At 46.9% G+C, this 10977-nt stretch carries 16 protein-coding genes and 1 pseudogene; 1 reads left to right on the top strand and 16 read right to left on the bottom strand.

Going from position 1 to position 10977, the window contains the following annotated elements; all coding sequences use genetic code 11:
- A partial coding sequence (locus AC3DOM_RS10400) for a tryptophan synthase subunit alpha (RefSeq protein WP_487918981.1) occupies positions 1 to 310 on the top strand: 310 nt, incomplete at its 5' end.
- Between the two features lie 355 nt (positions 311 to 665).
- Here AC3DOM_RS10400 and AC3DOM_RS10405 read toward each other — a convergent pair.
- The 16 genes and pseudogenes from AC3DOM_RS10405 to AC3DOM_RS10480 all read right to left on the bottom strand — a co-directional run.
- Positions 666 to 998: pseudogene (locus AC3DOM_RS10405) on the bottom strand (peroxiredoxin family protein); the annotation flags it as partial.
- Between the two features lie 12 nt (positions 999 to 1010).
- A complete protein-coding gene (locus tag AC3DOM_RS10410) occupies positions 1011 to 1142 on the bottom strand; it encodes a hypothetical protein (protein WP_487918982.1) in 132 nt (43 codons plus the stop codon).
- Between the two features lie 258 nt (positions 1143 to 1400).
- Complete coding sequence (locus tag AC3DOM_RS10415) at positions 1401 to 2249, bottom strand: SDR family NAD(P)-dependent oxidoreductase (RefSeq protein ID WP_487918983.1); 849 nt, start codon at positions 2247 to 2249, stop codon at positions 1401 to 1403.
- A gap of 26 nt (positions 2250 to 2275) precedes the next feature.
- Positions 2276 to 3031 (bottom strand): tryptophan-rich sensory protein, encoded by a 756-nt coding sequence (locus tag AC3DOM_RS10420; protein WP_487918984.1) that lies wholly within the window; start codon positions 3029 to 3031, stop codon positions 2276 to 2278.
- A gap of 2 nt (positions 3032 to 3033) precedes the next feature.
- Positions 3034 to 3477 carry an SRPBCC family protein gene (locus AC3DOM_RS10425; RefSeq protein ID WP_487918985.1) on the bottom strand — a complete coding sequence of 148 codons (444 nt, stop codon included), beginning with the start codon at positions 3475 to 3477 and terminating at the stop codon, positions 3034 to 3036.
- A gap of 3 nt (positions 3478 to 3480) precedes the next feature.
- Positions 3481 to 3852: a PPOX class F420-dependent oxidoreductase gene (locus AC3DOM_RS10430; protein WP_487918986.1), complete on the bottom strand. Its 372-nt coding sequence runs from the start codon at positions 3850 to 3852 to the stop codon at positions 3481 to 3483.
- Positions 3853 to 3903: 51 nt separating this feature from the next.
- Positions 3904 to 4773 (bottom strand): DUF1295 domain-containing protein, encoded by an 870-nt coding sequence (locus tag AC3DOM_RS10435; protein ID WP_487918987.1) that lies wholly within the window; start codon positions 4771 to 4773, stop codon positions 3904 to 3906.
- Between the two features lie 2 nt (positions 4774 to 4775).
- Positions 4776 to 5516: an alpha/beta hydrolase gene (locus tag AC3DOM_RS10440; protein WP_487918988.1), complete on the bottom strand. Its 741-nt coding sequence runs from the start codon at positions 5514 to 5516 to the stop codon at positions 4776 to 4778.
- Between the two features lie 46 nt (positions 5517 to 5562).
- A complete protein-coding gene (locus AC3DOM_RS10445; RefSeq protein ID WP_487918989.1) occupies positions 5563 to 6234 on the bottom strand; it encodes a DUF3159 domain-containing protein in 672 nt (223 codons plus the stop codon).
- Entirely contained in the window at positions 6224 to 6553 is a 330-nt protein-coding gene (locus tag AC3DOM_RS10450; RefSeq protein WP_487918990.1) for a hypothetical protein, read from the bottom strand. The genes AC3DOM_RS10445 and AC3DOM_RS10450 overlap by 11 nt, the downstream gene beginning before the upstream one ends.
- On the bottom strand, positions 6553 to 6894 hold the full coding sequence (locus AC3DOM_RS10455) for a DUF4345 family protein (RefSeq protein ID WP_487918991.1): 342 nt from the start codon (positions 6892 to 6894) through the stop codon (positions 6553 to 6555). The genes AC3DOM_RS10450 and AC3DOM_RS10455 overlap by 1 nt, the downstream gene beginning before the upstream one ends.
- 179 nt (positions 6895 to 7073) lie before the next feature.
- Positions 7074 to 7532: an SRPBCC family protein gene (locus AC3DOM_RS10460; RefSeq protein ID WP_487918992.1), complete on the bottom strand. Its 459-nt coding sequence runs from the start codon at positions 7530 to 7532 to the stop codon at positions 7074 to 7076.
- A 138-nt stretch (positions 7533 to 7670) separates the two neighbouring features.
- Complete coding sequence (locus AC3DOM_RS10465) at positions 7671 to 8372, bottom strand: pyrimidine dimer DNA glycosylase/endonuclease V (protein ID WP_487918993.1); 702 nt, start codon at positions 8370 to 8372, stop codon at positions 7671 to 7673.
- A gap of 3 nt (positions 8373 to 8375) precedes the next feature.
- The gene (locus AC3DOM_RS10470; protein WP_487918994.1) at positions 8376 to 9215 is read right to left on the bottom strand and encodes a DegV family protein; all 840 of its coding nucleotides are present in this window, start codon (positions 9213 to 9215) and stop codon (positions 8376 to 8378) included.
- A gap of 10 nt (positions 9216 to 9225) precedes the next feature.
- Entirely contained in the window at positions 9226 to 10017 is a 792-nt protein-coding gene (gene heR / locus AC3DOM_RS10475; protein ID WP_487918995.1) for a heliorhodopsin HeR, read from the bottom strand.
- A gap of 127 nt (positions 10018 to 10144) precedes the next feature.
- On the bottom strand, positions 10145 to 10977 hold an 833-nt coding region (locus AC3DOM_RS10480; protein ID WP_487918996.1), incomplete at its 5' end, for a TIGR01777 family oxidoreductase.

Raw genomic sequence — 10977 nt, forward strand, 5'->3', positions numbered from 1 at the left:
TGAACGTATCCAGTTTGTTACAGAGCTTAGTAGCGGATTTGTCTATTTGGTTTCGGTATTGGGGATCACAGGTGAACGCGATGCTTTGCCTGTTGAATTGGCTGAATTTCTGTCTCGTGTGCGTTCTCAAACAGAGAAACCTCTGGCGGTCGGGTTTGGAATATCCACTCCTGATCAGGCTGCTGTTGTTGGTGAAATTGCTGACGGGGTGATCGTAGGTTCAGCGCTGATCAAGGCTGTTGGACAGGCAGATCAACCTGTGGATGCGGCAAGAAAATTTGTAGCGGAATTGAAGAGGGCTCTCGTTTAAAGAGCGAAACAGGTATCCAATCTTCCTGCAGATAAATCAAGGTAAGTCATTGCCCGCTGCCAAAGGCAGCGCGGCAATCTCAAATTAGAGAGGGGATTGCCATGTCGGGCTACACCCTCCTCGCAATGGCAATATTCACAGCCCAGTTCCGGGGGAAAGGTGATCTGGAGAGTGCCCTCGCCACATAGCGAAAAAAAGGCTTTGCGAACATTCGCAAGGCCTTTTTTGAACCTTGTTATTGATATTCAGATAAACAGGTTATGAGCGTCCCGCAGGTTTTTGTTGCTATAAAATCTGAATCACGGGAACCTGCGGGACGTTTTAGGTAGAGAAAATTAACCAATTTAAGTGAACATCAATAGTTGCTGGTATTGATTTCCTTCAAAATTTCAAGAAGATCATCGTTTTTTGGAATATCACTCATTGAATGCCCATAGTGGATATAGCGAACAACGCCTTTTTTGTCGATGATGGCCTGTGCGGGCATCCTCCCCCATTTGAATATTTTGATCTGCTGCCCATAGCTTTTGAGAACGCTATGTTTAGGATCAGGTAGCCCAATAAATGGCAGGTCATTATTTTCCCAATAGTTGGCAAAGGCTTGTTCATTTTCCGGGCCAACAACCAAAATCGTGGTGTTGACCTGCTCGAATTTTGCATAGTCCTGGCGCAACTGCGCCATATGCGCGCGGCAGAATGGTCAAACAAAGCCACGATTAAAAACGAGCAGGAGATTGCTTTTTTTACGGTAGTCAGACAGGGTCACAGAGCGACCCGTAAAATCCACCAGCGTAAAATCGGGGGCGGGGATATTAATTTCAATTTTTGCCATAGTTATTTATCCAGTTGTATTTTATTGGAAGCGTATTTTACTTTGCGTTCTTTACTTGATATATGGAAGACTCTGTAAGCAGCGCCATATTTCTTTTCCAGTAACTTTTTTACATGTTTTAGTGCATCAGGAGAAGAATCTGCAGTTGCCCAAGCATTGATCCATGAACCAAGGGACTTCCCTTTGATTCAGATGGAACGATAAAGATTCAAGGTTTATATCGTTCTGTTTATTGACTTGATCTGCCAATCACTCTGCTTATTTCTTATAGCTCCCTTTAAACTTTCTCTTAAACTCAGGTCTTTCCCCGGTATTGGTGATATTCTCCCAGAGAATTCCTAGCAAGCCCAGAATCGGGGTCCACTTTTTTATTGTTCGATATTCAATGAAGTGTTTTTTATTCTTAGCGAGAAGGCTCACCAGCTTTTCGGCAGCGATTTGCGGCGGCTTGGCCAGCATCCGTAGCACAAAGCTGTAGGTTTTATCATTTGTAGGAGAGTCCCCGATCATAGTTGGGCTGGTTAACATATCAGTTAACATCATGCCAGGGCTGAACCCGACGATCTGGACACCCTTCCCTTTGATTTCTTTCGCTAATGTGCGCGTATACGAAGTCAGCCAGGCCTTTGTCATCCCATAAATCCCCATCGGGGTTGCGGGTTTCAGAAAACTGCCCGCGCCATAGATGTTGACCAACGTCCCCGTGCCCCGTGGAAGCATATGATTTAACGCGGCTTGTGTTCCGTGGAAAGCGCCGAGGTCGTTGGTCATAAAGGTATCGACGGCATCTTGCGGGGGGAAATCGAGCACATTTCCGCTGCCAGTTGCGAAACCGGCATTATTGATCCAGATATCAATCTGACCAAACTTTTCAATGGTTTTTTTTGCCAACGCATGGACTTGATCTTCGTCAGACACATCACAGGGAATGCCCGCGACGTACTCGGCATCGGCTTGCAGATCGTTTAATGCACGCTCTACTGAATTCTGGCTTCTACCGCTAATTACGACGCGCGCGCCGTTATTTAGCAATTCATCAGCAATGGCATACCCAAATCCACGCGTAGAGCCAGTGATAACAACCACTTTATTTTCTATATTGGACATTAAGTCCCTCCACGTCTGCTTGAAAGTTAGATACTTTTTTTCTGCGGCATTCCAGCCAACAGAAATGCGACCACGACAAGGCCAAATGCAGACCAAATTGCCGTGGTAACAAATCCACTCTCTGGGAATTTGTTGCCGATCCCCGCCAACGCCCAAAGGAGTACCGCTAAATAAGCGACATCTTTTTCTCTTAGGCTCATTGCCCAGGCCAATCCTGTCACTACGATCAAAATGATGACCATCCAGATTTCAGCACTGATGCCAAACTGGCCCCACCCGAAAAAGTAAAGTACATCGCTGATATTCGCGATCGTGGCAACTGAGATCCAGCCGAGATATATGCTGAAGGGTAATCGCGCAAGCCAACGTTCCGCTGATGTGACGTTGTTTTCCTCACTTCGCAGTCCCATATAGGTGAGGAGAAGCGAAACCAATAATGTCAGCATTGCTACCACGGTGAGGGCGAAGATTTGATAATGCCAGAAAAATATCCAGGCAGCGTTGGCCAGGTTGCCTAGCACAACCCACCAACCAATGCGCACTAAACGCGGATTCTCACGCTGTGTCGGCAAAGCCTGGTAGATTGAGAAAGCGATCAATCCAATATAGATCAAACCCCAGATCGAAAAAACATATCCCGCAGGTACAAAATAGGTTTCAAAACTGTCTGAGATCTCACCAGTGGTCAGTCCATTGAGAGGGAGGGCATTAGCAAGCCCATTGATCGTCAGGGTTAATAAGGTTGTCAAGATGACTGAAATTTGTCGACTAATATTTTTCATTTCTATCCTCCGAGATTGTGAATTGTCGCCCATTTGCGGTAGGCAAATAGGAGTGTAAGACCGTATCTTCCGAAAAGTAAACGGGTAAATATGCTCCCCAGTCCTTTGGGGTGCGCGTATTCTATTGTTTCACGAATACGGGTTTTCTGCTCCTCAATATGTTCAAAAGAATGTGTATGTTTCCAATATTCCATTGGACCCTTATCTTGTGTATCCGTGAATCCATTGACACCTACATTACTATGAATGGCACGCCAGCGGATAGGAATTGGTCCCATCCAAAGTGTGAATTCGGAGACAGAGGCCTCTGCCATTGGATCAACCTGATGTAACTGCACAATAATTGGCGGTGGATTGAGTTTCTTAAGGGCACTCGTATCCTGATGAAAGGCAGAAACATCTTCGAGAGATGCATTTACGGTGAATTCGTAATTAAAAGTATTCACTTATTAATTACCGAGTTCGATTTTGATCGCTGTATAATTTGCTTTACGCAATTTGCCCATTAACCGAAAGCCTAAAAACGCAAGACCATATTTTTTCTTCATTAGCTTGATATTGTGGGCCAGAGCTTCAGGTGAAGAATCAGCTGTTGCTTGCGCACCGACCCATTCACCAACAGGTTCGCCTCTTGCTGTAGAGGGAGCGATTTTAACTGCCCCATCTCGGCGGATGCGTTTCGCTTTGCCTGAATTGGCTTCTGTCCAGACATAAAAAGCATTCTCGTCTTTTGCAAACCAGACAGGTGTCCTGACTCCAATGCCACTTTTGCGGAAAGTTTCAATAGTGATGTAATTTTGATTGTTGAATTGTTCTTTCATCTTTTTCCTTGTTCTCGATATGATTATCGTGATATTTACTCTTTCTTAGCTTTAGAGCCTTGGAATCAAAACCGGTGTATTCTTTTTATACTGCTCATAATCTTCCTGCCCGCCCCATTTTTCATCGGCACGCGCCTCGAGCATCGGCACACCGCTGACTTTGGTAAGTAAAAGAGTCACGAAGATCGGGGAAATCAGCGCAATCCATTGCCAACTTTGTAGAACGGGAACAGCAATCAGCATCACACCCACCCAAAGCATGATCTCACCAAAATAATTTGGATGGCGTGAGCGTGCCCATAAACCGCTATTGATAAATTTCCCTTTGTTGGCAGGATTGTTGCGGAAAGTGTTCTTCTGCGAATCTGCAACGACTTCGATCCTAAAACCGAACAGCCAGATCAATCCGCCGACCAATCCCCAGGCGCCTAATGGTTTATGTGTGGTGCTGGTCACTGCCATTAATGCGGCAAGGACCGTGAATGCGACCCACAAACCTTGTAGAGTCCAGACATGTAGAAAGCGCACAAAAGAGGGTTTGATCTCATCAAAGCGTCCATCCTTACCGTCTTTTTGGATGCGGCTAAAGAGGAATGTCCCCAAGCGGAACGCCCATGCCAAGACCACACCCAAGATCAAGAAGGAGCGCGCATCTCGTGCTTCAGGATTGAGGAAAAAGGCAAGCAATATGGTAGTGATGTAGGTGATGCTGCCTGTCAGGTCGAAAAACTTTTCGGTCTGATTTTTATAGGCAGGGATAAATGCTATCCAATTGACCAGAAATGCCCAGGCAACCAAAATGCCTAAGAGGGGTAAATTGCCAACTTTCACACTGTATTGGTTGCCTGCAAAGGCGATCCCAATAGCAATTAGTACTTCTACAATACTTGCAATCAGGTATTTTTTTTCAGTTTCGTTCATTTTTATTTTCCTTTCGTTTCAATAAATGCGATTGTTTCTTTCAATATCCAGGCTTGCTGTTCTTCACGCGAGATGGTCGCAACACCATCGCCAGGCTGGGTTCCGTACCAGCCAAATTGGGCGTGGTTGCCACCATCGATTTCGATCCAGACGGTATCTGCAGGCAGGCGCCCTCTTGATGCACGGATTCCCTCCACCTCCCCGTCCTTTGTCCCGTATATGGATAAAACATCCAGCCCATGGACTTGGCTCAGGTCGGTACTTTCTGCGGAGAAGGATGCCCAAAGCATCAAGCCATTTATCTTCTCAGGGTTTGCGGCGACATATTCGGCTGCCATCGCGCCGCCGAGCGAATGTCCGCCGATAAACCATGTCTCAATTTCTGGGCTTGCCTCTATAATTTCATCAGCCACATTGATATCAAAGACGGCTAAATTAAGCGGCATTGGCGGCAGAATAACAAGATAGCCATTTCGTGCAATTTCTTTCGCCAGGGGCGCGTAGGCGCGCGGATCAACGTGCCCGCCCGGATAGATGATGATACCCGTTTTTGTTGAGGTGTTGATCGGGCTGAATACCATCCATTTTTTTGCAATGACGAGGACATCATTATCGCTTTCAAGGGCTGTCTGTGATTCTGGCATCGCTTTCAGGGGCGTGTATCCCCACCAGACAAAGCCAATGATGGCCAGCGCTAGAATGATGATGAAACCGAGGGAAATTCTTTTGAGCCAGGCTCTCATATTTTCTCTTTTCAATTGCGGAGACCAGGTAGGTCCTCCTGGTTTTTCAAAATCCACGTTTCTGGCCTTGCCAGGGCGCGGGGATTTTTTTGTCGAATTCTTCAATGCTGGGGCCTTGCAGATTACGTAAACGCCATGTGCCGTAGAGATAGGTTATCACAAGCAGGATAAGTAGGGCGGGCCATCCGGTCAGGGTTTGTACCCAGGCCAGATTTTCAGCATCTCCGCCTTGATATAGGGCAACTTGCCACCAGAACTTTAACCCGAAGAATAGTGTCCAGAGTAAGGTCGTTTCGGTATAGGCTGGGCGGATACGGGGATGCCAGTACCACGATAATGTCCAACGGCGGGAGATGAAGCTGCTCCAGGCGGTGAGCGGGCGATTAATGAGGAGGCTGATAAGGCATAAGCCCACTGTCAGGCCGCCGCTGATGAGGCCGGGGAGGAAAAAGCTTTCGGCACGTCCGAGCAATGTGACCAAGCCAATTGCCAGTAAGACGCTGAAAGCGCCGAGCAAGCCATAGGTCAGGGATTCGTCCCGTTTGATGCGTCGAATGCCGAGAATGATGCTTAATCCTAATGCTGTCCACATGGCAACTTGAAGTCCCCAAATGGCATTGGCGATCAGAAAAAACAAGGGGGGCAGGATGGCGTCAATTAGACGGCCCCCAAGCACGGAGCGGAACTCATCCAGCAGTTCAGAAAATCTATTTGGCATGTTTTCCCAGCCAGAAATGGATCCAGTCACCTTTGCTTTTTTGCAGGTTGAGAAAGGCGTACAAGCTGCCTGCGAAGAAGCCGAGGGTCATCATGGCGATGGTCCAGAGAATGGCTACATACAGTTTTTCTTCTCTGTAGAAGATCCATAAAGAAAAGAGAATGAAGCCTGTGTAGAGATCTACCAGGGAGACAATCCCCCAGGACATGGATAGGAGTTGACTGCCTTCGCCTGCGAAATCACCGATGGTAAAACCATAGATGAGAACGGCTGTCATGGCGAGGATGCCGAGAAAGGAAATCGTTTTTGCTGTTTTCATTAGAGCACCAGGATTACGCCGAAGATAATTTCAACGACGAGACTAATAATATTGGATTGTTCGACCGATTTGTCGGTAAACATGGAAATGGCGCGGACTGCGGCTATTGCAAGATACATGATGCCGAGCATTGGGTAGGCAACGGTTGTATCAAGCAAAAAGGCTGCACCACCCAGGCCAATGAATAATGCGCCAAAAATGGAGCGAATTTCGGTAATACCGCGCCCGCCAATGGGTTTGATGCCCGTGAAGCCTTCGATCTTGGTCGGGGCGAGCAGGGAGAATAAGCCTGTCAGGATCGTTCCGATGACGCCTATGATCTGAAGAATGTTGAGAAACATGAGAACTCCTTTATTGTGGAAAAATATATAAATTTATGTCTTTGCGAACCCCGATGTTTTTTCGGGGTGACACTTGCACCTGCGGTGACAAGTACAGGTGAGCAATCTCCTTTTGTGCGGGAGATTGCCGCGTCGCAAAAGCTCCTCGCAAAGACATGCTTTGGCTGATACCTATTGGGTCAGTTTGAGCCGAAAAGCTCGGTCACTTTTTTCTGTCTATAGTCAAAAATTGCGTTCAATGTATGTTTTATCCAAACGGCATGGACAATATCGCCAAGAATGCCGAAGGGGAGTTGATACGTGATTTGATCGGTGATCTGCGTGCCGGTTTCGACTGCTTCAAAACGATGTTCGTGATACCAGAAGCGATAGGGACCGATGCGCTGCTCATCTACAAAGTAGGATTTCTCTTCGACGTGGGCAATTTCTGTGAGCCAGCGCGACTTGATGAGGGGCATGAAGCTGACACGATATTCAATTAGTTGTCCCTGGAACATTTTTTCATCCCCGCCATGCAGGGTTTCAAATTTCATATCAGGAGGTGTCATCTCGTTGAGATTGTGGGGCGTTGCGAAATAAGCCCAGACTTCATCGAGTGGGGTTGGTATGGTTTGTTGTTTGTGAAGCCGGTGGAGCATCGTGTGTTTCCTTTTGGGTGGTAAAAATTACATCCGCGAGATTGAAGCGAGATTGAAATCTTTGCTTATACAGGAAGTCCGTTTGAAACGGACTTTTTATCTCAGCAGAAAATTCATTTTCGCTAAGCTAAGCTAAGCCTAAGCCGAGTAACGATTCTGCATATCTTGATGACTCTCGTGGAGCCAAAGAGAAAGTTCAGTTAGAGCTGTTGTGTGTAGTAGTTTTTTGTTATCTTCTTCTTTTGCTATTTGCTGCAATTTTTGAAATTTGTTTTTTGTGCTGAGTTCAACATTTGAATTCAGCTTTAGGCATTGCCACATTTCTTCAATAGTGTTTTCTACATCGCTCTGGCGTGGTTTTCTCCGTATTGTTTCGTATATCTCGTTTAAGAATTCATCAAACTCGAAATTGGGCGATTTTCTTTCATAAAGACGATATTTTCCAATATCTCGTGCCATAACCGAGAAACGATGATGCTCCCAAAGCTCTTGCAAAGTGCGCGGAAGTGGAATGCGCCCAGACTCTTTAGCGATATATTTTCCTCGCAGTATTTCGATTTGCATGGCAGGCGCATCAAGATAATCTGGCCATTTTTCTGTGCCCGCTTCGAGGGGAATCGGGGAGTGATGCTGATAGCCTCGGAGTTGCATTTCTGCAACGAGAAGTTCGTGTCGCATTGCTAATGCCGGTAAATAATGCTTCCAGCGCATGGTTTTAGGATGCCGAGAATACCCTTTTTTCTGGTTAATGTGAATGGATGCAAGTCCATGCAGCTCTCGATGTTCTCCCAGCAGACTGGCGCGGTTCAAATAGCCGGGGGAAATATCCCAAATACGCACAGCTTATCTCTCTTTTGCAATACCAGCAAAACCTACCGCGCCTATGCCCAAATTTGTGCCTAGAACGGGCGTAATTTGCTGAATGATGATCTCTCTATCCGGGAAATATTTGCGCGCTTCTTCTCGCAACGCCTCTGCACGTTCTTGTACACCAGCGTGGACAATAGCCAATTGCTCAAAGGGGCCAAGCTCATTCAGCCATGCAAAGAGGCGATCCATCGCTTTTTGACGGGTGCGAACGCGATGGGCGTCCGGCTTTCCGCCATTCATGAATACAAGAGGTTTCAACCGTAATAATTCACCAAAGCGTGCCACGGCGATGTGCATCCGTCCGCTGCGACGCAGATATTCAAGGGTATCCAGCGCGGCAAAGACATAGGTGCGGGGCATGATCTCGCGTGTTTTGCTAACGATCTCTTCTGCTTTTTTGCCCGCTTCTGCCATTTGGGCAGCTCTTTCTACGAGAAATCCCATTCCCAAGCTGAGTTGGGTTGAATCCAGGACTGTAACGGGGATTTTTGTGAATTCCTTTGCTGCCAGTCGCGCTGAGTTGATGGTTGCGCTTAGCGATTCGGAAATATGAATGGAAAGAATAGCTTCCGCACCCTTATCCGCCAAGGCTTGAAAACGCTGAATAAAAAGTTCCGCTCCAGGCGCAGCAGTGCTGGGAGAAGGGTCATAATCTGGTAGACGGCGGTAAAACTCTTCTTTGGTGATATTGACACCATCGAAAAAGGTTTCGCTGCCCATATTGATATGCAATGGTATGACCTCGATCCCGTACCGAGAGATGGTTTCAGCATGCAGATCACAGGTGCTGTCAGTAACAATAAAGGTGTTCATTTTTTATATCCTAGACGGGTGCTAAAGTTCCAGCAAAAATCATCCATGCTAAAACCGTCTTGGCAACTAGACTAAGCACAATGAAGGCGCGTTCGCCATATAGATAGTCTTTCCAAGGACCTATTTTTTTGTATTGAAGCCACATATTGACTGCAAAGGTATTGAAGAACACAAACAGAGTTGGGATTATGGCATAAACAAAGGCTGGCGGCTTGGCTTCCCCACCTGATGCGATGGAGCCAAAAAAGTAGATGAAAATCACCAACCACGGGATTATCCCTGCAATTGAGCCGAAAGTGAAAGGAGACCAGTCGAGTTTCTTGCGATCTTGGTTGAGACTTTCCATCAGTAAACCCAACAGGTTCATCATCGCATTCAGCCCAAACATGAGAATAATTGCACCTAAATCCCAAACACCCGCTAACATACCGATCAGGACGATCATTAAGGATGAGCTTAGCGCATATTCATAAAAGCGGACAGGGTTCTTGCCCTGTTTTAGGTTGTTTATGTAGTTTTCATAACCTGCAGATGCAAGGTAAAAATGTGCAATCGCAGAAAGCAGTAAGAAGATCGCTACAGAGGGGCCTAAGGGCAATTCATAAAAGAGCTTGGCAACCGGGTTGAGCGAGAAGGTGCTGGTATCAAAGCTCAAGTAGTTGGTGAAGATGGGATAAACAGTGTCATTGCTGACGATCCACATGAAGACACCTTGAAGCAAGTGCAAAAAGCCCATGATCAGATTGAAGCGGCGGAGACCTCTGAATTTAGTCTCGTTGGATGTGTTTTTATTCGTGGTCATTATTTTCTCCTTTTGTATGATATGTTTTTAGGTTCTAGGTAATTTGTGTTGGCTTGCAACTTATTTGGTTGACAAGTCCATTTGCGCTTAATAAAAGTATTACGAGTTGATACCCTCATAGTTTTCCCTATATCAAATCTTTCAACGCAGATTCTAATTTTTCGTATTTATACTGGAAACCCGCCTTTACAAGCCTTTCGGGCACTGCCCTTTGACCATCCAGGACAAGTGTGGATTTTTCTCCCAAAGCCAATTGGAGGGCAAAAGCAGGGGCGGGAATGAAGCTGGGGCGATGCAGGAGACGCCCGGCAATTTTGGCCAGCTCCCGTTGTTTGACAGGATGCGGTGCCGATAAGGTATATGCGCCCCGCGCACCTTCAGCATTGAGCAGGAAACGAATGGCATTCACTTCGTCTTCAAGATGGATCCACGGAACATACTGCTCTCCGCTCCCCAAAGGTCCACCCGCAAAGAGACGGAATGGGAGCAGGATCATAGGGAGAATCCCCCCTTGTGGCGCGAGCACCAATCCTGTCCGAATAACCGCACGGCGGATGCCCAACCCCTCTATTTCAGCGGTTGAGTCTTCCCAGACATGGCAGGTTTCGGCGAGAAAATCTGTTCCGGCAGGTGCATTCTCTGTGATCTCTTCATCCCCGCGTGGGCCATAATAACCGACTGCCGAAGCCTGGATGAAAACTTTGGGCTTCTTTTTTGAATTTTTGATCGCAGAAACGAGTGCTCGCCCGGCATTCAGGCGGCTGGTTCTGATGCGATTCTTGTTTTCATCATTCCAGCGACTAGTAATGATAGCTGGCAGAGTATCTCCGGCAATGCTCTCACCGGCCAGATTGATGACAGCATCAGTCTCTTCGATTAAATGTCCCCAACCCTCGGCGCTGCGACCATCCCATTTAATGGGTAGCACGCCAGAAGGGAGGTTGTTGCGGGCTTTATCAG

The sequence above is a fragment of the Candidatus Desulfolinea nitratireducens genome, from assembly GCF_982879505.1.

Bases quoted from the DNA above. Each gene is read 5' to 3' on its own strand.
- AC3DOM_RS10420 (WP_487918984.1), bottom strand. From the start codon at position 3,031: ATGAAAAATATTAGTCGACAAATTTCAGTCATCTTGACAACCTTATTA.
- AC3DOM_RS10455 (WP_487918991.1), bottom strand. From the start codon at position 6,894: ATGTTTCTCAACATTCTTCAGATCATAGGCGTCATCGGAACGATCCTG.
- AC3DOM_RS10435 (WP_487918987.1), bottom strand. From the start codon at position 4,773: ATGAACGAAACTGAAAAAAAATACCTGATTGCAAGTATTGTAGAAGTA.
- AC3DOM_RS10470 (WP_487918994.1), bottom strand. From the start codon at position 9,215: ATGAACACCTTTATTGTTACTGACAGCACCTGTGATCTGCATGCTGAA.
- AC3DOM_RS10440 (WP_487918988.1), bottom strand. From the start codon at position 5,516: ATGAGAGCCTGGCTCAAAAGAATTTCCCTCGGTTTCATCATCATTCTA.
- AC3DOM_RS10460 (WP_487918992.1), bottom strand. From the start codon at position 7,532: ATGCTCCACCGGCTTCACAAACAACAAACCATACCAACCCCACTCGAT.
- AC3DOM_RS10450 (WP_487918990.1), bottom strand. From the start codon at position 6,553: ATGAAAACAGCAAAAACGATTTCCTTTCTCGGCATCCTCGCCATGACA.
- AC3DOM_RS10410 (WP_487918982.1), bottom strand. From the start codon at position 1,142: ATGGCAAAAATTGAAATTAATATCCCCGCCCCCGATTTTACGCTGGTG.
- heR (WP_487918995.1), bottom strand. From the start codon at position 10,017: ATGACCACGAATAAAAACACATCCAACGAGACTAAATTCAGAGGTCTC.
- AC3DOM_RS10415 (WP_487918983.1), bottom strand. From the start codon at position 2,249: ATGTCCAATATAGAAAATAAAGTGGTTGTTATCACTGGCTCTACGCGT.
- AC3DOM_RS10445 (WP_487918989.1), bottom strand. From the start codon at position 6,234: ATGCCAAATAGATTTTCTGAACTGCTGGATGAGTTCCGCTCCGTGCTT.
- AC3DOM_RS10430 (WP_487918986.1), bottom strand. From the start codon at position 3,852: ATGAAAGAACAATTCAACAATCAAAATTACATCACTATTGAAACTTTC.